Genomic DNA, 19,897 nt, shown 5'->3' on the forward strand with positions numbered 1-19,897 from the left:
GCCCGAAGGCGTCGAGGGGTCTAGTATGCGACAAATGGGTAGGGAGAAAGTAAAGATTTTGCAAAATCGCTTCAAAGGTCAGCAATTTTGACCTATACTCCCCTGAACGCAACCATTTGCAGGGGAGGTGCTCATGGGTACGCAAACAATCAGCCTGAATGACCGGTTCGATCTGACGAAACCGACGGTTCTGCTGAACGGCACACAGGCGCTGGTGCGGCTGATGCTGGCGCAGGCCGCGCGCGACAAGGCAGCGGGGCTGAACACGGCGGGCTATGTTTCGGGCTACCGGGGTTCACCCCTGGGCGCGGTGGACATGCAGATGGCGCGCGCCAGACCGCTGTTGGCAGCGGCGCAGATCAGGTTTCAGGAGGGGTTGAACGAAGACCTTGCCGCCACCGCGATCTGGGGCAGCCAGCAGGCGGAACTGCGCGGCGAGGGGCGGTTCGACGGGGTGTTCGGCCTTTGGTATGGCAAGGGCCCGGGCGTGGACCGCACGGGTGATGTGATGAAACACGCCAATATGGCGGGCACGTCTCCGCATGGCGGCGTGATCATGGCCATGGGCGACGATCACACGGGCGAATCCTCCACCGTGCTGCATCAGTCGGACTGGGCGATGGTCGATGCCTATATGCCCATCGTTTCCCCCGCCGGGGTGCAGGAGATACTGGATTACGGCCATTACGCCTATGCGCTCAGCCGTTTTTCCGGCCTCTGGGTGGGGCTGAAGACCATGAAGGACACGGTCGAGGCCACCGCTGTGGTCGATGGCAACCCGCACCGGCTGCAGTTTGTCACCCCCGATTTCAAAATGCCCGAAGGCGGGCTGAACATCCGCCTCGCCGATACGCCCGTGGCACAGGAGGCGCGGATGATCGACTACAAGCGCTTCGCTGCCGAGGCATTCTCGCGCGCCAACCGGATGGACAAGCGCGTCTGGGGCGCGCCGGGCGCCAAGATCGGGCTGGTGGCGGCGGGCAAGAACTGGCTGGATCTGGTCCATGCGCTGGGGCTTCTGGGGCTGGACGAGGTTGAATGCGCGCGGCTGGGCATCACCACCTACAAGGTGGGCCAGACATGGCCGCTGGATATGCAAAGCTTCCACGAATTTGCCGAAGGGCTGGATCTGATCATCGTCATCGAGGAAAAGCGCAAGCTGATCGAGGTGCAGGTCAAGGAGGCCATTTTCGATGACCGCCGGGGGCGGCGCGTCTATGGCTGGTACAAGGGCGACACCTGGGAACATGGCCGCCAGCTTGAACTGTTTCCGACGCGCTATGCGCTGGACCCGGTGATGATTGCCGAAAAGCTGGGCGCGATCTTTCTGGAGGAGGGGCGTGATACCGAAAGGTTGCGCAACGGGCTTGAAAGCCTGACCGAGGCCCGGCGCGCCGAGAACAGCCCCGAACTGGCGGCGCGGCTGCCGTGGTTCTGCTCAGGCTGCCCGCACAACTCCTCCACCCGCCTGCCGGAGGGCTCGCGCGCTTATGCCGGGATCGGCTGCCATTACATGGTGCAGTGGATGGACCGCGAAACGCTGGGCTTTACCCATATGGGCGGTGAGGGCGCGAACTGGATCGGCGAGGCGCTGTTTTCCAAAAGAGAGCATGTTTTTCAAAACCTTGGCGATGGAACCTATAACCATTCAGGGATCCAGGCGATCCGCGCCGCGCTGGCTGCGGGCACCACGATCACCTACAAGATCCTGTTCAACGATGCCGTCGCCATGACCGGCGGACAAACCAACGAGGGCGGGCTGACCGCTGACCGGATTGTGCGTGAAATCAAGGCGATGGGCGTTGAACATGTCGCGCTGGTCTATGACGAGAAGGAGCTGCCGGACTTTTCGCTGTTCCCCTCCGGCATTGAAAAGCATGAGCGCGCCGCACTGATGGAGGTTCAGGAAAGGTTCAGCAAAATCAAGGGCGTCTCCGTCATTGTTTACGCCCAGACCTGCGCCGCCGAGAAACGTCGCCGCCGCAAGCGTGGCCAGTTCCCGGACCCTGACCAGCGGGTCTTCATCAACGCCGATGTCTGCGAAGGCTGCGGCGATTGCGGGGTGCAGTCCAACTGCGTTTCCATCGTACCGGTTGAGACCGAACTGGGCCGCAAGCGCGCCATCGACCAGTCAAGCTGCAACAAGGATTTCAGTTGTCTCAAGGGCTTCTGCCCCTCCTTTGTCACGCTTTCGGGCGCGACCCCGCGCAAGGCGGCCACCCGCGCGCTGGAACTGCCAGACCTGCCGCTGCCCCAGCTGCCGGTGATCGACGGCACGCATAACGTGGTGATTACCGGCGTCGGCGGCACCGGCGTGGTGACCGTGGGTGCCATTCTGGCCATGGCAGCGCATGTCGATGGCAAAGGCGCCGGCATGATGGAGATGGCGGGGCTGGCGCAGAAGGGCGGCGCGGTGCATATTCATTGCCGGATTGCCGAGAAACCTTCTGATATCAGCGCGGTACGCGTCGCCGTTGGTGAAGCGCATTGTGTGATCGGCGGCGATCTGGTGGTGACAGCAGGCGCGAAAACGCTGGGGCTGATGCGCACCGGCCAGACCGGCGCGGTGGTCAATGCCCATGAGATCATCACCGGAGAATTCACCCGAAACATCGAATTCCGATTGCCTGCCAAAGAGTTGCGTGTCTCGCTTGAGGCGCGGTTGCGTGACCGGCTGGCGCTGTTCGATGCCTCGGAACTGGCGCGACTTCTGTTGGGCGATGCGATCTATTCCAACATGATGATCTTTGGCGGCGCGTGGCAGATGGGCCTGATCCCGGTCTCGCTTGAAGCGATCCGCGAGGCGATCACGCTGAACAAGGCCTCGGTCGAGGGCAATCTGCGTGCCTTCGAAATCGGTCGCTGGGCGGTGCTGCACCAGACCGAGGCGCGCGCGCTGCTGCATCCGCAGGCCGAGAGCACGCAACCCGTTGATCCGGTTGAATTCCGCGCCGCGCATCTGGTCGCCTATCAAAACCCGGCGCTGGCCGATCGCTACCGCCGCTTCGTCGCGGCGATTGACGATCAGGCGCTGCGGCTGGCGGTGGCAAAGGGCTATCATAAGCTCTTGGCTTACAAGGATGAATACGAGGTTGCCCGCCTGCATCTTGACACGCTGGACAAGGCGCGCGCCGCGTTTGACGGTGATTTCACCCCCGCCTTTCACCTCGCCCCGCCGATCCTTAGCGGCACCGGGCCGGACGGGCGCCCGAAGAAGCGCCGTTTCGGGCCGTGGATGGTGCATGGCTTCAGACTGCTCGCCCGCCTCAAGGGCCTGCGCGGCACCCCGTTCGACCCCTTCGGCCATTTCGCCGAGCGCCGTATGGAGCGGGCGCTGATCACCCAGTATGAAGCGGATATGGCGGCGCTTCTGCCGAAAGTGACGGCGGAAAACCGTGATATCGTGCTGGAACTGGCGCTGCTGCCGCTTTCCATCCGTGGCTTCGGCCCGGTGAAAGAGGCCAACGCCAAGGCCGCCGCCAAGCGCCGCGATGAGCTGCTTTCCGCCATCGCCACGCCCGGCGCACCCTTGCCGATGGCTGCCGAATGAGGTTGTCGCAAGGCTGATACAATCCCGCGTTAGGGCTTGGGGACATGTTGCAAACGGAGCCCCTCCATGGCCCTTGCCCTGACGCAGACCCCCTCACAAACCGCCATCGCGCGCGAGATCAGCTATGCTTCCTCAGCGCGCTCCCGGCGCGGGCAGGCCTTTATCCGCACGGTGGAAAATGCCACCGGGCGCATCGGCCTGATCCGCCGCGCGGCGGGCTATGAGGCGGAGCTGGAACGCGGCGGCGATTTCTGGCGCGTCATGATGGACCGCTACGGGCTGCGGCTGGATGTGATGCGCGGCGGGCTTGATGACATTCCGGCGCAGGGGCCGCTGGTGGTGGTGGCGAACCATCCCTATGGCATTCTGGACGGGCTGGCGCTGGGGCATATCCTGAGCGGGGTGCGGGGTGATTTCCGGCTGCTGGCGCATCAGGTCTTCCGCCGCTCGGAGGTGCTGGGCCGGGTGATTCTGCCGGTCAGCTTTGATGGCGACCGCGCGGCGACCGCACTCAATCTCGCAACCCGCGCCGCTGCCATCGACTTTTTGCGCAAGGGCGGCGCGGTGGGCATCTTTCCCGGCGGCACCGTCTCAACCGCGCCGCGCCCCTTTGGCCGCCCGATGGACCCGGTATGGCGCGGCTTCACCGCCCGGATGATCGCCAAATCCAGCGCCACGGTGGTGCCGGTCTGGTTCGAGGGGCAGAATTCAAATCTGTTCCAGCTTGCCAGCCATCTGAACCCCACCCTGCGCATGGCCCTTCTGGTGCGCGAGTTCAAAGCCCGCGTCGGCCGCCCCGTCCGGCTGGCCTTCGGCGCACCGATCCCGCCTGCGGCCCTGTCACATTTCGGCGCGGATACCAAACAGATGATGGATTTCCTGCGCCGCAAGACATATGAATTGTCGCCGGAAGCCTTGGATCCTGCCCGGCTGGGGTATGAGTTTGAGGTGCAGCACAGGCAGGCGGGGCAGGAACATGGCAGTTGGCGTCTTCGATTCGGGGCTCGGCGGGCTGACGGTTCTGTCGGCTCTTGAAAAGCGCCTGCCCGATCTTCCCTTCGTTTATTACGGCGACAACGCCCACGCGCCTTACGGTGTGCGCGATGCCGATGACATCTATGCTCTGACCTGCGCGGGTGTCGAACGCCTCTGGGCGGAGGGCTGCGATCTGGTGATACTGGCCTGCAACACCGCCTCCGCCGCCGCCCTGCGCCGCATGCAGGAGGCCCGGGTGCCCGAGGGCAAGCGCGTGCTGGGGGTCTTTGTTCCGCTGATCGAGGCGCTGACCGAGCGGCAATGGGGCGACAACTCCCCGCCGCGCGAAGTGGCGGTGAAACATGTCGCGCTCTTTGCCACGCCCGCCACGGTTCAAAGCCGCGCCTTCCAGCGCGAACTGGCTTTCCGCGCGATCGGTGTCGATGTCGAGGCCCAGCCCTGCGGCGGGGTGGTCGATGCCATCGAGGAGGGCGACATGATTCTGGCGGAGGCGCTGGTGCATTCCCATGTCTCGGCACTCAAGCGTCGCATGCCCCGGCCTGAGGCTGCGGTGCTGGGCTGCACCCATTACCCGCTGATGGAAGAGGCGTTCCGCGCGGCCCTCGGCCCCGATGTCGCGGTCTATTCTCAGCCTGAACTGGTCGCCGCCAGCCTTGAGGATTACCTTACCCGGCATCCGGATATGCGCGGGCCGGGCAGGCAAAGCCTGAATCTGACGACCGGCGACCCCATCGCCGTCAGCCACAAGGCCACATGGTTCCTGCGACGAAAAATCGATTTCCGCCCGATCTGAGGCGCGCCCTGATCCCGGGCACTGGCGGGATGCGCATTCATCTTGCCCCAAATACGCCCGCCGGAGGCTTCCGTCGCGCGCAAGCGGCGACCGGAATGTATCTGAACAAATGACCATAAGAGATTGACATGAAAAAGAAAATCGCCATTCTTGGTGCTTCGGGATACACCGGCGCCGAACTGATCCGGCTGATCGCCACCCATCCCGGCTTCGAGATCGTTGCCCTGACCGGCGAGCGCAAGGCGGGGCAGAGCATGGCCTCGGTCTTTCCCTTCCTGCGGCATATGGCGCTGCCGGATCTGGTGCGCATCGAGGATGTGGATTTCGCGGGCATTGATCTGGCTTTTTGCGCATTGCCCCATGCCACCAGTCAGGCCGTGATCGCCACCCTGCCGCGCGATCTGCGCATTGTCGATCTGTCGGCCGATTTCCGGCTGCGTGACCCGGCAGCCTATGAAAAGTGGTATGGCAAACCCCATGCCGCGCCCGAAATCCAGAAAGAGGCGGTCTATGGCCTGACCGAGTTTTACCGCGATGCGATCAGGGATGCGCGGCTGGTGGCGGGGACCGGCTGCAATGCCGCGACGGGACAATACATGCTGCGCCCGCTGATCGAGGCCGGGGTGATCGACATTGACGATATCATCCTCGATCTGAAATGCGGTGTGTCCGGGGCAGGGCGCGCGCTCAAGGAGAACCTGCTGCATGCCGAGCTTTCCGAGGGGGCGCAGCCCTATGCCGTGGGCAGCACCCACCGGCATCTGGGTGAGTTTGATCAGGAGTTCAGCCTCGCCGCCGGCCGCCCCGTGCAGATCCAGTTCACGCCGCATCTGCTGCCGATGAACCGGGGCATTCTGGCCACCGCCTGGCTGAAGGGCGATGCGCGGAAAATATATGACGTGTTGGCGGAGCGTTATTGCGCTGAATCATTTCTTCACCTGCTTCCTTTTGGCACAGTCCCCTCGACACATGATGTGCGCGGCTCCAATTTCGTGCATATCGGCGTGGTTGGTGACCGGCAGCCCGGCAGGGCGATGGTGGCGGCGGTACTGGACAACCTGACAAAGGGTTCGTCCGGCCAGGCGCTTCAGAACGCCAACCTGATGATGGGATTTGATGAGGCGGAGGGGTTGATGGCGCCACCGCTTTTTCCGTGAGGTGACATGAAGAGCCTGAAGAAGAAACGCCGTATCCAGATCATTACCGTCGCCTTTGTGGCGCTGGCGCTGTCAACGGCGCTGATCGGCTATGCCATGCGCGACGGGATCAATTTCTTCCGCTCGCCCAGTCAGGTTCTGGCCGAGCCGCCCACCGCGAATGAGGTGTTCCGGCTGGGCGGCATGGTCGAGGCAGGCTCTGTCCGGCGCGGCCAGAGCGAGGAGATCAGCTTCCGCGTGACCGATTTCTGCAACGCGGTCGAAGTGCGCTATCGCGGTATTCTGCCCGACCTCTTTGGCGAGAATGAGGGCACTGTCGCCATTGGCCGTCTGGTTGAGGGGGTATTCGTCGCCCATGAGATCCTCGCCAAGCATGACGAGACCTATATGCCGCGCGAGGTTTCCAACTCGCTCGATGCCATGGCCGCCGAAAACGCCCCCCGCGACGACTGCGCTTACCCGCATATGAACACGGCGACCGCCGCCGACTCCTGACCTTAACCTTTCGCTAAGCATTCTGCCCCCGATCCATGGGACCGGAGGGCAGAATGCGGAATGTGCGGCAGTTGGCCGAGGAAATCGTCGCCCGCGAGGGCGGCTATGTGAATGACCCCGATGATCCGGGCGGGGCCACCAATTTCGGCATCACCATCCACACCATGCGCCGTCTGGGGCTGGACCTGAACGGCGATGGTGTGATCGATACTGCCGATGTCCGTGCACTGACGCGCGCGCAGGCGGTGGATATCTTCATCCGGCATTACTTCGAGGGGCCGCGCATCGCCGCGCTGCCCGAAATGCTGCAACCCTCGGTTTTCGACATGTATGTGAACGCGGGCAGCAACGCGGTGCGCATTCTGCAGCGGCTTCTGGTGCAGATGGGGCAGGATATTGTGGTGGATGGCGCCATCGGTCCGCAGACGATCCGCGCCGCGCATGCCGCCGCTGCTGCGGCGCCGTCGCATATTGCGGATGCCTATGGCATCGCCCGGCGCGATTACTACTACGCACTGGCGGATGGTCGCCCGGCCAGCCGCAAATACGCCCGGCGCCGCGACGGTGGCAAAGGCGGCTGGATCGTGCGGGCCGAGGAGTTCATCGCGCCGCGCTATCATCTGACACTGGCGCAGCATCGGGAAAGGACCGCAGCATGGGGTTGATCCGTGCAGGAATGACCGCCCTTTTCGGGCGCGGCGGGGCAGGGGTGGCGGCGCTGGGGCAGAGCGTGAGCAGCGTGGCCGAGGTGTTCCGCCCTAACGCCACGCGTGCGCTGGAACTGGGCCATGACGCCTATCTGGCCGCGCATTCCAGCCATACGGCTGAGTTTGCCCATGGCCGGGCCGGGTGGTTCGATGCTTTTGTCAACGGCCTCAACCGTCTGCCGCGCCCGCTGCTGGCGCTGGGAACGCTGGCGCTGTTCATCTATGCGATGGCTGATCCGGAGGGGTTTGCGCTGCGCATGCGCGGGCTGGCCGAGGTGCCGGAGCCGCTTTGGTGGCTGCTGGGGGCTGTGGTGGCGTTCTATTTCGGCGCGCGCGAGGCGCATCATCTGCGGGTGACACGGCCTGTTGGGGCGCCTGTGCTACCCGTCACCGCCCAGCCCGGGAATGCGCAGCCCACGCCCGACAGCGCCGCACTGGCCGACAACCCCGCACTGGCCGAGTGGCGTGCCCGCACCGCGCAGGCCGAGGCTACCCGCGACCCGTGAGCGAATGCGCCGGAAGGCCGCAGGCCGGCCCTCCGGTTCCGCTTTGCCGCGCCGCAGGAAGCGGGTATAGATGCGGGTATGATCGTAGAACTCGGACATTACGCCCTCATCCTGGCCTTTGCCATATCGCTCATCCAGTCGGTGGTGCCGCTTGTCGGTGCCTACAAGGGATGGGGTGACTGGATGGCCGCCGCCCACCCCATGGCCAGCGCGCAATTCGCGCTGGTCGCACTGTCCTTCGCGGCGCTGACATGGGCCTTTGTGACCTCGGATTTCTCGGTCGCGCTGGTGGTGGACAATTCGCACACCGCCAAGCCCTTGATCTACAAGATTTCCGGCGTCTGGGGCAACCATGAGGGCTCATTGCTGCTCTGGGTGCTTATTCTGGTGCTGTTCGGTGCCTGCGCCGCCTGGTTCGGCGGCAACCTTCCGGCGACGTTGCAGGCGCGTGTGCTGGCGGTGCAAAGCTCGATCGGGGCGGCCTTCATGGCGTTCACGATTTTCACCTCCAACCCCTTCACCCGCATGAGTTTTCCGCCCTTTGACGGGCGCGATCTGAACCCGCTGCTGCAAGACCCCGGCCTCGCCTTTCACCCGCCGTTTCTGTATCTGGGCTATGTGGGCCTGAGCATGGCGTTTTCCTTCGCTGTCGCCGCCCTGATCGAGGGCCGGGTCGATGCCGCATGGGGCCGCTGGGTGCGGCCATGGACGCTGGCGGCCTGGGTATTCCTGACCATCGGCATCGCGCTTGGCTCATGGTGGGCGTATTATGAGCTGGGCTGGGGCGGGTTCTGGTTCTGGGACCCGGTTGAGAACGCCAGTTTCATGCCATGGCTGTTCGCCACCGCGTTGCTGCATTCCTCCATCGTGGTGGAAAAGCGCGAAACACTGAAGGCATGGACAGTGCTGCTGGCCATTCTGGGCTTCGGCTTCTCGCTGATGGGCACGTTTATCGTGCGCTCGGGCCTGCTGACCTCGGTCCATGCCTTTGCCTCGGACCCCGAACGCGGGGTGTTCATTCTGATGATCTTTGCCTTCTTCATGGGCGGCGCGCTGACCCTCTTTGCCCTGCGCGGCGCGGCGATGGAGGCCAAGGGGGTTTTCGCCACCGTCAGCCGCGAATCGGCCCTGCTGCTCAACAATGTGCTGCTGGCGGTTTCCAGCTTTGTGGTGTTCGTGGGCACGATGTGGCCGCTGGTGGCCGAGATGTTCTTTGACCGGGTGCTGTCAGTCGGCCCGCCGTTCTTCAACGCCGCCTTCACGCCGTTCATGGTGGCGCTGGCCGTGGTGCTGCCGGTGGGTGCGGTGCTGCCGTGGAAGCGGGGCAATGTGCTGAAGGCCGCGCGCAGCATGTGGGGTGTTGCCGTGCTGGCGGTTGCGGCGGGCGCGCTTGTCTGGGTAATGCAAACGGGTGGCTCCATCATGGCGCCGATTGGTGTAGTGCTGGGTGTCTGGGTGGTAGTCGGGGCCTTGGCCGATCTGTGGCAACGCGCCGGGCGCGGGCGCGCCCCTGAGCGCCTGAGGCGGATGGCGCGGTTGCCGCGCGCCGACTGGGGCAAGGCCACGGCGCATGCCGGGCTGGGCGTGACCATCTTCGCCGTCGCCGCCCTGCTGGGCTGGGAGACCGAGGATATCCGCGTGGCCCATATCGGCCAGAGCTTTGAGCATGAGGGCTATACGCTGGTTCTGACCGATGTGCAGCGGGTGGAGGGGCCGAATTATATCTCGACCATGGGGTTTGTGGATGTCACCCGTGACGGGCGGATGGTGGCGCAACTGACGCCAGAGAAGCGCGTCTATCCGGCTGCGGGCATGCCCACGACCGAGGCCGCGATCGACTACGGCTTTTTCCGCGATATCTATCTGGCGCTGGGTGACCCGCAGGATGGCGGCGGCTGGGCGCTGCGCACCTATATCAAACCCTTTGCCAACTGGCTTTGGGGCGGCTGCATCCTGATGGCGCTTGGCGGGTTCATCTCGCTGTCCGACCGCCGGTTCCGGGTGGCGGCGGGGGCGCGGCGCGCCCCGGTCGGTGCCACCCCGGCGGAGTGAGCGGATGCGTATTCTCCTGATCCTGCTGATGCTGCTGGCCATGCCGGTGATGGCGCCGCCCGCCTGGGCCGTTCAGCCCGACGAGGTGCTGGAAGACCCGGCGCTGGAGGCCCGTGCGCGCGCCCTTTCCACCGGGCTGCGCTGTGTTGTCTGCCGCAACGAGAGCATCGACGAATCGAATGCTGACCTTGCGCGCGACATGCGCATCATCCTGCGTGAGCGGCTGGTGGCGGGCGATACTGACGCGGAGGCGGTGCAGTATCTGGTGGACCGCTACGGTGAGTATGTGCTGCTGAGCCCGCAGCGCGACGGGGTGAACCTGATCTTGTGGGTTTCTGGGCCGGTCCTGCTGTTGCTGGGGCTGGGGGTGGCCGTCATGGCTACGCGCCGCCGCGCCCGGCCAGAGGCACCGCTGACCGAGGCCGAAAAGGCGCGTCTGAACGAGATCCTCAAGCAATGACGTGAGGTTCCTGCTTTGCCTGTCGCCGCGCGCATGTCTATGATCGCGCCGGAAACCGGAGCGAGGAAACCATGCACTACAGCACATTGATCGTCACCGAGGCCGAAGGCGTCGGCACCATATCCCTCAACCGGCCCACGCTGATGAACGCGCTCAATGCGCAGATGCGCGCCGAAATCCTGCATGCGGTGCAGGATCTGTCGAAACGCGCGCGGGTGCTGGTGCTGACCGGCGAGGGGCGGGCGTTTTGTTCAGGGCAGGATCTTGGCGACGGCGCCTCGGTCGATGATCTGGATCTGGGGCGCATCCTGCGCGAGGAATACGAGCCGATGCTGCGCGCGATCTATGATTGCCCGCTGCCGGTGATCTCGGCGGTCAATGGCGCGGCGGCCGGGGCAGGGGCCAATCTGGCGCTGGCGGCGGATGTGGTGATTGCCACGCAATCGGCAGTGTTCCTGCAGGCCTTCAGCCGGATCGGGCTGATCCCGGATGCGGGCGGCACCTACTGGCTGCCGCGTCAGGTGGGCTTTGCCCGTGCCATGGGGCAGGCGCTGTTTGCCGAAAAGGTCACGGCGGATGAGGCGGCGGGCATGGGCATGATCTGGGCCTCGGTGCCCGATGAGGCTTTTGGCGCTGAATGGAAGCGCCGCGCGGCGCAACTGGCCAACGGCCCCACGCTGGCCTATGGCGCGATCAAGCGGGCGCTGCGCGAAAGCCTTTCCAATGATCTGGACCAGCAATTGTCGCTTGAGGCCGATCTGCAGGGCGAATGCGGCAAATCGCGCGATTTCCGCGAAGGGGTGATGGCCTTCCTTGAAAAGCGCCCGGCAAAGTTCGAGGGCCGCTAAGCCCTCCTGAAAGCCCGGCCGAACCGGCCCTGACCCGGCCCTGCGCCCTGCACGCCCCTGCCATCCCCCTTGCGCCTGCCGCGCGAACGGGTTAAGGGGCGCACACTTCACAGGCGGGGCCGGGCCGGGCAGGGAGACATCCTGTCAGGTCCACCGGTTGGGGCACATGCCCTGATGCCCCGCTCAGGCGCAAAACCGGAAAGGAACACGATTATGGCGCTTCCCGATTTCAATCTGCGTCAGCTTCTTGAAGCTGGCGTTCACTACGGCCACCAGACCCAGCGCTGGAACCCCCGCATGGGCCCCTTCATCTATGGGGACCGCAACGGCATCCACATCATCGATCTGACGCAGACCGTCCCGATGCTGGACGCGGCGCTGAATGCGGTGCGCGAAACCGTCGCCAAGGGTGGCCGGGTTCTGTTCGTCGGCACCAAGCGTCAGGCTGCCAAGCCGATCGCCGAGGCCGCTGAAAAATGCGCCCAGTACTACATGAACCACCGCTGGCTGGGCGGCACGCTGACCAACTGGAAAACCGTTTCCCAGTCGATCCAGCGTCTGAAGCAGATCGACGAGCTGATGGAACGCGGCGCCGAAGGCCTGACCAAGAAAGAGCGTCTGGGTATGGAGCGTGAGCAGACCAAACTGCAGGCCTCGCTGGGCGGTATCCGCGACATGGGCAGCCTGCCTGACCTGCTGTTCGTCATCGACGTGAACAAGGAAGATCTGGCGATTCTCGAAGCCAAGAAACTGGGCATTCCGGTTGTGGCCGTGGTCGATACCAACTGCTCGCCCGATGGCGTTGACTACATCATCCCGGGCAATGACGACGCCGCGCGCGCCATCTCGCTCTATTGCGATCTGGTGAGCCGTGCAGCCCTTGACGGCATGTCGGCGCAGCTGGGCGCCGCTGGCGTGGATATCGGCGCGATGGAAGAAGCCCCGGTCGAAGAGACGCTGGCCGAAGAAGCCCCCGCCGCTGACACCGCGCAGGAGCCCGCTCAGGCCTGAGGCCCGCGCCTGTCATCGCAATGACACCGGGCAGGGGTAACCCCCTGCCCGAACCCCACCAGATAGGAGAAACGCCATGGCGATTACCGCAAGTATGGTGAAAGAACTGCGCGAGAACACCGGCGCAGGCATGATGGATGCCAAGAAAGCGCTGACCGAAACCAATGGCGACATGGAAGCCGCGGTGGACTGGCTGCGCACCAAGGGTCTGGCCAAGGCCGCCAAGAAGGCAGGCCGTGTTGCCGCCGAGGGCCTTGTCGGTGTTGCCGTCGAGGGCAACCGTGGCGTGGCTGTCGAGGTGAACTCGGAAACCGATTTCGTCGCCAAGAACGCCGATTTTCAGGGGCTGGTACGCTCGATCACCGCTGCCGCGCTGACCGTGAACGATCTGGACGCGCTCAAGGCCACGCAGCTGAGCGACAAGACGGTCGAAGACACGCTCAATGCCGCCATCGCCACGATCGGCGAGAACATGACCCTGCGCCGCATGTCGGTCATCGAGGGTGAGTCGGTTGCGGCCTATGTCCACAACGCCGCCGCCGATGGTCTGGGCAAGATCGGTGTGCTGGTCGCGCTCAAGGGCGCTGACAACGGCATCGGCAAGCAACTGGCCATGCATATCGCCGCAACCGCGCCGATGTCGCTGGGCGAGGCTGATCTGGACCCGACGGTCGTTGAGCGTGAGCGCGAAGTGCAGACTCAAAAGGCGCTCGAAGAGAACGCTGCCAGCACCAAGCCGAAGCCGGATGCCGTGATCCATAACAACATCATCCCCGGCCGGATGAAGAAGTTCCTGGAAGAAGTCACGCTGCTGGGCCAGAAATTCGTGATCAACCCCGATGTCACGGTCGAACAGGCCGCCAAGGACGCCGGTGTGGAAATCACGGGCTTCCTGCGCATCGCCGTGGGCGAAGGCATCGAGAAAAAGCAGGAAGACTTCGCAGCCGAGGTCGCCAAGACCCTCGCGGGCTGAGCCGGCTTTCAAGGTTTGATGCCGGATCAATGAAATCAGGCGGTACCCTCTGGGTGCCGCCTTTTTTTGTTCCCAATCGTTGACCACGGTTCAGCAACAGACGCTCGACAAGCAGCGGATTTTCCGCCAAGTCTTGAACAATTGATTTTCTGATTTCTGGGTTGGGGTGGAAACGGTGGAAGATCAGCTGAACGCTTCGGCGTTCCGGTTCTGGGATGACGACGGCGGTGCGCCACGGACGCCGCACGGGTTGGTGGGCCATCTGGACGCGATCCTGCGCGCTTCAGATATTGAAACAGTCTGGGCGCTGTTGCGCAGCGGCCTGAAGGCCTATGGATACAGTGGCATCATCTATGGCTATTCGCCGATGTCACGCGGGCCGTCGCTGGGATCGCGCGAGGATTTTCTGCTGCTTTCCACGCTGGACCGCCGCGTTCTGACCACACTCGTCGACAAGGGTTATTACCACGAAAGCATCACCTTCAACTGGGCGCTCCGCAATGCCGGGGTGGTAAGCTGGGCGATGACCGCCGAGGATGCCCATATGGAGGATTTCATCTCATCCGACGAGGCGCTGAACTTTTTCGCGCAGTTCTTCGGGAAGCGTGCCGGTTGCACCATCGGCTTTCCCACGGCCAGCACGCGGGGCAGGGCAGTCATGGCGCTGATCGCCGACCCTTCCCTGAGTCAGGCTGAAGTGGATGAGCGGCTGGTGCACGACTCGTACGCGCTGTTCGTGATCACCACAGTCGCACACCGTGCCATGAGTGCCTTGCCGCAGCTGAGCGCCGAGCGGGTGCTGACGCGTCGTCAGCGCGAGGTGCTGGAATGGGTGGCGGAGGGCAAGGGCGTGGCCGATATTGCCCGCATTCTGAACCTCGCCCAGCCGACCGTCGAAAAACACCTCAGGCTTGCGCGTGAGACACTGGGCGTGGAAACCACGGCGCATGCGGTGATCAAGGCCGCGTTTCTGAACCAGATGTTCATCCTGCCTCCTTCCAACGGACCGATAACAGACTGAAACGCTGGGATATTGTTGCGGTTTCTGCGCCAAAGGTATGGATTCGCACACTTTAGCTTTACTTCAGGTTTCGCTAATCCTGTCAGCGTGGGTATTGGTATTCGCATGACGCGCCGCAAGGCCCGTGATTGCGGATTGTGTATCAGTTTTCGGTGGTTACCACTTCCCAACCCGGTACCGCCGGAGAAACCGGCACAGCCCATGCGGCTGTGCCGGTTTTTCGTTTCATACCGGTGGTGGTCGTCGATGATGGCACAGCAAAGCCGCGCCCGGGTCAGGGGCGCGGCTGTCAGCGGCCGGGAAGCGGTCAGGCGCCTTGCTTGCGCCGCTCATGGCGCGGCGCGTTGAGCGTGGCAAGGGTCAGTTCCGGTGCCAGTGCCTGCATCGCATCCAGCTGGGTCAGATAGAGGCCGGCCAGATGGTCCGGAAAGTCCGAGCGGCGCAGCCTGTCCATCACCGGGCCCTTGACCTCGGACAGGTGCAGGCTGACCCCGGCGTCGCGCAGCTTGGCCTGAATCATCTCAAGGCTTTCCAGCGCCGAGGCATCCACCGCATTCACCGCCGAAAACATCAGCACCAGATGCCTGAGCTGCGGGTTGCTGGCGATCTTTTCCTGAACAAGGTCTTCCAGATAGCGGGCATTGGGGAAATACAGGCTTTCATCCACCCGCAGCGTGACAATCTCAGGCGTGGTGACAACCTCATAGCGGTGAATGTTGCGGAAATGGCCGGTGCCGGGAACCTGCCCCACCTCGGCCACATGCGGGCGCGAGGTGCGGTAAAGGTGCATCACCAATGACAGGCCCACACCCGCCGCCAGCCCCTGCTCGACGCCCAGAACCAGCGTCACCACCATGGTTACCGCCATTGCCGCGCCATCGGCCTTGCTATAGGCCCAGGCGCGGGGCAGGGCGCGGAAATCCAGCAGCGACAGGACTGCCACGATGATGATCGCGGCCAGCGTGGCGTTGGGCAGGTAATACAGCAGCGGGGTCAGCGCCAGCAGCGCCGCGCCGATCATCAGCGCGGTGAAGGCGCCTGCCGCCGGGGTCTGCGCGCCCGCATCAAAATTCACAATCGAGCGCGACAACCCGCCGGTGACCGGCATCGCCTGCGTCAGGCCCGCGCCCAGATTGGCCGCCCCCAGCGCGATCAGCTCACGGTCCGGGCTGATGCTTTGCCGTCGCTTTGCCGCCAGCGTCTGCGCGATGGAGATCGATTCAACATAACCCACCAGCGCGATCAGCGCCGAAGGCAGCAGCAGATAGGTGATCAGGTCAGCATCAAAGGCAGGCACGGCCAGCGCGGGCAGCCCGCGCGGGATGTCACCCACAATCTGCAGACCACGCGCGTCCAGCCCCAGCAGCCAGACCGCCAGCGTGGAGGCAAGCACCGCCACGAACAGCCCGCCCCTGGCCAGCAGCGCGGCCGCGGCGGCCTTCAACCCCAGTTTGCGCAGGGCAGGCGCCAGCCCCTTGCGCGACCAGATCAGGAACACCAGCCCCAGCGCCGACATCACCACCGTCGGCCAGTGCAGCCCGCCGATGTTGGCCAGAATCGACGGGATCACCTCCGGCAGGGTTTTCCCGCTTGTCTGAATCCCCAGCAGATGCCGGATCTGACTGGCCGCAATCAGGATACCCGCCGCCGTGATGAAGCCCGAGATCACCGGATGGCTGAGGAAATTGGCAACGAAACCCAGCCGCAGCAACCCCATCAGCAGCATCATCGCGCCCGAGATCAGCGCAATCCAGAGCGCGGCCAGTTGATAGCCCGGCGTGCCGATTTCCGCGATCGAGCCTGCCGTGGCCGCCGTCATCAGCGCCACCACCGCCACCGGGCCGACTGCCAGCGCCGAAGAGGAGCCGAGCGCGGCATAGATCAGCAGCGGCAGGATTGCGCCATAGAGCCCGGCCTGTGGCGGCAGGCCCGCCAGCATCGCATAGGCCATGCCCTGCGGGATCAGCATGACGGTGACAACCAGCGCCGCGATCAGGTCGCCGGAGAGGTTTTCACGCGAATAGCGGCGGCCCCAGTCCAGCAGGGGCAGGCGGAAGACTGACATGATGAAAGACCCTTGAACGATGCACCCGCAGGCGCCGGTTACCGGGGTCTATATACGCTTGCGGTTATATATTGCAAGTCTTGAATGTATTATCAGGCAAGGGTGCCGGACAGGGCGCTTTCCGCCGCCAGCCGGATCGCGCGGATATTGGCGCCGTAAGCCTCCGGCGCGCTGACCGAACCGCCCTTGAACACCGCCGAGCCCGCCACCAGAACATCCGCACCCGCCCGTGCCATCAGGGGCGCCGTTTCGGTGGTGATGCCGCCGTCGATTTCGATATGGACCGGGCGGTCACCGATCATCGCGCGCAATTGCCGGACCTTTTCGATTTGGCTGTGAATGAACTTCTGGCCGCCGAAACCGGGGTTGACCGTCATCACGCAGATCAGATCAACCATGTCCAGCAGGTGCGCGACGGCATCTGTGCCGGTGCCGGGGTTGAGGGCAAGACCGGCCTTTTTCCCTGTAGCGCGAATAGCTTGCAGGGTGCGGTGAATATGCGGTCCGGCCTCCAGATGGGCGGAAATGATATCGGCGCCGGCCTGCGCGAAGGCCTCGATATACGGGTCCACCGGGGCGATCATCAGGTGCACATCCATCACGCCCTTGATATGCGGCCTGATCGCAGAGCAGGTCGCCGGGCCAAAGGTGATGTTGGGCACGAAATGGCCGTCCATCACATCGACATGCACCCAATCCGCGCCCTGAGCCTCCACAGCGCGGCACTCTGCGCCGAAATTGGCGAAGTCGGCGGAAAGAATCGACGGCGCGATCTTGATACGGCGATCAAAGGGGATGGTCGGCATGAAGGGCGCTCCTCAGGCATGACACGGACGATGGCCGCGACGTAAGCCATTGCTGTCGGATCGTCCACCGGAATCAGGCGTGAGGGGGTCGGTGCGGGTGATGGTTTGGGTGTGTCTGCAAAGCCGATAATCAGTATTATGTAATATAAATGGATAGTGGGACTTGTTACTTTGCTGGATTATTTTCTTTTTATCAGCCACTTACCAACCTTTCTTCATGCTGCGCAACGATTAGTGCCGAAGCCCGAACACTCCGTGCAGGCTTAAGAAGATATTAAGGGCTGCGTGCGAGGTTCAGGCGGAGTATCTCTGCCGGGGTGAGTCGCCCGGTTCGACCCGCTACAGCCTGCAACCCCTTGCCATGACAGCGAGAACCGCATGATCCGGTCAAACGCCCAGAACATCACGATGCGCCCGGCAGCCCCGCCACCTGCGGCTTTGCGCGATGCGCGCACGGTCCTTGTTGTCGAAGCGCCGGGTGCTCTGCGCCTACTGAACAACACGCCTGCGCAGCAAGACACCGGGCAGCACCATAGCGGGCAGAATATCGCCACCCTGCGCGACACCGCGCGGCAGAGCGTTGTCATGACCCAGCTGCGCATGCTCAACCCGCGCATGCTGGCGCAGGTTCGCCCTGATGCCGTCGTCGGCCCGCTGATCGGTGACGGCTGGGACAGCCTTGATCTGGCGATTGCTCTGGAAGAAATGGGCTTTCGCGGCGCCTTCTTCATCCTCAGCCGCCCGTTGCCGCGCGCCGAACTTGTGTTGCGCGAAGTGCGCGCCTGTTGTCCCTCGCTGGAAATCACACTGGTTGAAACCGCGTGACGCAGGCCCGTCCTGGCTATTCGCCACGCGGATAGCGCTGCGCTTCTTCCAGCACGTTCAGATCCATATGGTTGCGCATGTAGCGCTCGGAAGCGCGCTGCAAGGGCTGGAAATCCCACGGATAATAGGCACCGTTGCGCAAGGCCTCATAGACCACCCAGCGCCGCGCCTGACTTTCGCGCACCTCGCCGTCATAGGCATCCAGATCCCAGCGCGTATCAGCCAAAGCCCGTAACCGCGCCAGAGCCTGCGCAGAGGACGGATCATTGGCAAGGTTGCGGCGCTCATCGGGGTCGGTATCAAGGTTGAACAGAAGCTCCGGGTCGGCCTGACAGCGGATGTACTTCCACCGCCCGTCAACCAGCGCCACCATCGGCGTGATGGAGCCTTCGGCGGCATATTCCATCGCCACCGGCCCGCGCCCGCCCGTGCCCTGGATCAGCGGCAGAAGCGACTCGCCATCGGTCCAGGGAGCGACGGCGGACAGGTCGATCCCGGCCAGATCGGCCAGCGTCGGCAGCAGGTCGATGGTTGAGGCGGGCGTGTCAATCCGCGCGCCGTCGACACCGGGAAGCGCGATCATCAGCGGCACCCGTGCGGCCTGCTCAAAGAAGTTCATCTTGAACCACAATCCGCGCTCGCCCAGCATCTCGCCGTGGTCCGAGACAAAGACCACGATCGCCTCCTGCCGTGTCGCGTTCAGCACCGCCAGAACCTCGCCGATCTTGTCATCGATATAGGAAATATTTGCGAAATATCCGTGCCTTGCACGGCGAACCTGTTCGTCCGAGATGTCAAAGGCGCGCCAGTCGCAGCTGTCCATGAGGCGCTGCGCATGCGGGTCCTGATCCGCGTAAGCAATGGCCTTGGGCGGCGCCAGCTCCGCGCAACCCTCATACAGATCCCAGTATTTGCGCCGGGCTACAAACGGGTCATGCGGATGGGTGAAGCTGACCGTCAGGCACCATGGCCGCGCATCATGGCCCCGCGCCAGATCATAGAGCTTTTGCTGTGCCAGATGCGCGACATCGTCGTCATATTCCAGCTGGTTGGTGATTTCGGCCACCCCTGCCCCGGTCACCGAGCCCAGATTGTGATACCACCAGTCGATCCGCTCACCGGGTTTGCGGTAATCGGGCGTCCAGCCGAAATCGGCGGGATAGACATCGGTGGTCAGCCGCTCCTCGAACCCGTGCAACTGATCCGGGCCGACGAAGTGCATTTTTCCTGACAGGCAGGTATGATAGCCCGCGCGGCGCAGATGGTGGGCGTAGGTCGGCACGTCCGAGCAGAACTCGGCGGCATTGTCATAAACCCGGGTGCGCCGGGGCAACTGGCCGGACATGAAACTCGCCCGCCCGGGCGCGCAGAGCGGGCTGCCGGTATAGGCGCGCGCAAAGCGCTGTGAGCGGGCCGCCAGCGCGCGCAGATTGGGCGTGTGCAGAAAGCCGGCGGGGCCATCGGGGAACAAGGTTCCGGTCAGCTGATCGACCATCACGATAAGGATGTTGGGTTGACGGGTCATGAAGCCTCCTGTCGGTTCTGGGCGCAGTCAATCACGGCCCCGGGCACGCGGACCGGGGAAAAACGACCCGTAATCTATCGAAAACGCGCGCTTCTTTTCGCATTGCC

17 protein-coding genes are annotated in these 19,897 nt (G+C 63.9%); 14 read left to right on the forward strand and 3 right to left on the reverse strand.

Annotated elements, in window-relative coordinates:
• Window positions 1-133 precede the first annotated feature (133 nt).
• The 13 genes from V7Q53_RS03280 to V7Q53_RS03340 all read left to right on the forward strand — a co-directional run bounded on the left by V7Q53_RS03280 (window position 134) and on the right by V7Q53_RS03340 (window position 14,569).
• The gene (locus tag V7Q53_RS03280; protein WP_333826949.1) at window positions 134-3,550 is read left to right on the forward strand and encodes an indolepyruvate ferredoxin oxidoreductase family protein; all 3,417 of its coding nucleotides are present in this window, start codon (window positions 134-136) and stop codon (window positions 3,548-3,550) included.
• Between the two features lie 66 nt (window positions 3,551-3,616).
• Window positions 3,617-4,585 (forward strand): lysophospholipid acyltransferase family protein, encoded by a 969-nt coding sequence (locus V7Q53_RS03285; protein WP_333826950.1) that lies wholly within the window; start codon window positions 3,617-3,619, stop codon window positions 4,583-4,585.
• Window positions 4,527-5,339 carry a glutamate racemase gene (locus tag V7Q53_RS03290; protein WP_333826951.1) on the forward strand — a complete coding sequence of 271 codons (813 nt, stop codon included), beginning with the start codon at window positions 4,527-4,529 and terminating at the stop codon, window positions 5,337-5,339. Before V7Q53_RS03285 ends, V7Q53_RS03290 begins: the two co-directional genes overlap by 59 nt.
• Window positions 5,340-5,467: 128 nt before the next feature.
• On the forward strand, window positions 5,468-6,496 hold the full coding sequence (gene argC / locus V7Q53_RS03295; RefSeq protein WP_333826952.1) for an N-acetyl-gamma-glutamyl-phosphate reductase: 1,029 nt from the start codon (window positions 5,468-5,470) through the stop codon (window positions 6,494-6,496).
• 6 nt (window positions 6,497-6,502) lie between these two features.
• Window positions 6,503-6,991: a cytochrome c maturation protein CcmE gene (gene ccmE, locus V7Q53_RS03300; RefSeq protein ID WP_333826953.1), complete on the forward strand. Its 489-nt coding sequence runs from the start codon at window positions 6,503-6,505 to the stop codon at window positions 6,989-6,991.
• Window positions 6,992-7,044: 53 nt separating this feature from the next.
• Window positions 7,045-7,656, forward strand: coding sequence for a holin-associated N-acetylmuramidase (locus V7Q53_RS03305; protein WP_333826954.1), 612 nt, complete (start codon window positions 7,045-7,047; stop codon window positions 7,654-7,656).
• A complete protein-coding gene (locus V7Q53_RS03310) occupies window positions 7,647-8,204 on the forward strand; it encodes a holin family protein (protein ID WP_333826955.1) in 558 nt (185 codons plus the stop codon). Before V7Q53_RS03305 ends, V7Q53_RS03310 begins: the two co-directional genes overlap by 10 nt.
• Window positions 8,205-8,282: 78 nt before the next feature.
• Entirely contained in the window at window positions 8,283-10,256 is a 1,974-nt protein-coding gene (locus tag V7Q53_RS03315) for a heme lyase CcmF/NrfE family subunit (RefSeq protein ID WP_333826956.1), read from the forward strand.
• 4 nt (window positions 10,257-10,260) lie between these two features.
• On the forward strand, window positions 10,261-10,716 hold the full coding sequence (locus V7Q53_RS03320) for a cytochrome c-type biogenesis protein (protein ID WP_333826957.1): 456 nt from the start codon (window positions 10,261-10,263) through the stop codon (window positions 10,714-10,716).
• Between the two features lie 71 nt (window positions 10,717-10,787).
• Window positions 10,788-11,564, forward strand: a complete 777-nt coding sequence (locus V7Q53_RS03325) for an enoyl-CoA hydratase-related protein (protein ID WP_333826958.1) — start codon at window positions 10,788-10,790, stop codon at window positions 11,562-11,564.
• Window positions 11,565-11,777: 213 nt separating this feature from the next.
• Window positions 11,778-12,575 (forward strand): 30S ribosomal protein S2, encoded by a 798-nt coding sequence (gene rpsB / locus V7Q53_RS03330; RefSeq protein ID WP_333826959.1) that lies wholly within the window; start codon window positions 11,778-11,780, stop codon window positions 12,573-12,575.
• A gap of 76 nt (window positions 12,576-12,651) precedes the next feature.
• Window positions 12,652-13,548, forward strand: a complete 897-nt coding sequence (gene tsf, locus V7Q53_RS03335; protein ID WP_333826960.1) for a translation elongation factor Ts — start codon at window positions 12,652-12,654, stop codon at window positions 13,546-13,548.
• Window positions 13,549-13,723: 175 nt separating this feature from the next.
• Window positions 13,724-14,569 carry a helix-turn-helix transcriptional regulator gene (locus tag V7Q53_RS03340; RefSeq protein WP_333826961.1) on the forward strand — a complete coding sequence of 282 codons (846 nt, stop codon included), beginning with the start codon at window positions 13,724-13,726 and terminating at the stop codon, window positions 14,567-14,569.
• 307 nt (window positions 14,570-14,876) lie between these two features.
• Here the strand turns inward: V7Q53_RS03340 and V7Q53_RS03345 are convergent, their stop codons facing one another.
• Both V7Q53_RS03345 and rpe read right to left on the reverse strand, forming a co-directional pair.
• On the reverse strand, window positions 14,877-16,634 hold the full coding sequence (locus V7Q53_RS03345) for a SulP family inorganic anion transporter (protein ID WP_333826962.1): 1,758 nt from the start codon (window positions 16,632-16,634) through the stop codon (window positions 14,877-14,879).
• 92 nt (window positions 16,635-16,726) lie between these two features.
• Complete coding sequence (rpe, locus tag V7Q53_RS03350) at window positions 16,727-17,431, reverse strand: ribulose-phosphate 3-epimerase (RefSeq protein ID WP_333826976.1); 705 nt, start codon at window positions 17,429-17,431, stop codon at window positions 16,727-16,729.
• A 387-nt stretch (window positions 17,432-17,818) separates the two neighbouring features.
• Between rpe and V7Q53_RS03355 the strand changes: the two genes are divergently transcribed.
• On the forward strand, window positions 17,819-18,265 hold the full coding sequence (locus V7Q53_RS03355) for a hypothetical protein (RefSeq protein ID WP_333826963.1): 447 nt from the start codon (window positions 17,819-17,821) through the stop codon (window positions 18,263-18,265).
• A 16-nt stretch (window positions 18,266-18,281) separates the two neighbouring features.
• On the opposite strand, the gene betC is transcribed toward V7Q53_RS03355, so the two are convergent.
• Window positions 18,282-19,790, reverse strand: coding sequence for a choline-sulfatase (gene betC / locus V7Q53_RS03360; protein WP_333826964.1), 1,509 nt, complete (start codon window positions 19,788-19,790; stop codon window positions 18,282-18,284).
• Window positions 19,791-19,897: the final 107 nt, after the last annotated feature.

Source organism: Pararhodobacter sp. (assembly GCF_036802785.1).
In the GTDB taxonomy this organism is placed as follows: Bacteria; Pseudomonadota; Alphaproteobacteria; order Rhodobacterales; family Rhodobacteraceae; genus Pararhodobacter.

Coding starts and splice junctions, on each gene's coding strand:
- V7Q53_RS03280 (WP_333826949.1), top strand. CDS start 134: ATGGGTACGCAAACAATCAGCCTGAATGACCGGTTCGATCTGACGAAA.
- ccmE (WP_333826953.1), top strand. CDS start 6,503: ATGAAGAGCCTGAAGAAGAAACGCCGTATCCAGATCATTACCGTCGCC.
- V7Q53_RS03355 (WP_333826963.1), top strand. CDS start 17,819: ATGATCCGGTCAAACGCCCAGAACATCACGATGCGCCCGGCAGCCCCG.
- V7Q53_RS03315 (WP_333826956.1), top strand. CDS start 8,283: ATGATCGTAGAACTCGGACATTACGCCCTCATCCTGGCCTTTGCCATA.
- rpsB (WP_333826959.1), top strand. CDS start 11,778: ATGGCGCTTCCCGATTTCAATCTGCGTCAGCTTCTTGAAGCTGGCGTT.
- tsf (WP_333826960.1), top strand. CDS start 12,652: ATGGCGATTACCGCAAGTATGGTGAAAGAACTGCGCGAGAACACCGGC.
- V7Q53_RS03325 (WP_333826958.1), top strand. CDS start 10,788: ATGCACTACAGCACATTGATCGTCACCGAGGCCGAAGGCGTCGGCACC.
- V7Q53_RS03345 (WP_333826962.1), bottom strand. CDS start 16,634: ATGTCAGTCTTCCGCCTGCCCCTGCTGGACTGGGGCCGCCGCTATTCG.
- V7Q53_RS03290 (WP_333826951.1), top strand. CDS start 4,527: ATGGCAGTTGGCGTCTTCGATTCGGGGCTCGGCGGGCTGACGGTTCTG.
- V7Q53_RS03320 (WP_333826957.1), top strand. CDS start 10,261: ATGCGTATTCTCCTGATCCTGCTGATGCTGCTGGCCATGCCGGTGATG.
- V7Q53_RS03310 (WP_333826955.1), top strand. CDS start 7,647: ATGGGGTTGATCCGTGCAGGAATGACCGCCCTTTTCGGGCGCGGCGGG.
- argC (WP_333826952.1), top strand. CDS start 5,468: ATGAAAAAGAAAATCGCCATTCTTGGTGCTTCGGGATACACCGGCGCC.
- V7Q53_RS03305 (WP_333826954.1), top strand. CDS start 7,045: ATGCGGAATGTGCGGCAGTTGGCCGAGGAAATCGTCGCCCGCGAGGGC.
- betC (WP_333826964.1), bottom strand. CDS start 19,790: ATGACCCGTCAACCCAACATCCTTATCGTGATGGTCGATCAGCTGACC.
- V7Q53_RS03285 (WP_333826950.1), top strand. CDS start 3,617: ATGGCCCTTGCCCTGACGCAGACCCCCTCACAAACCGCCATCGCGCGC.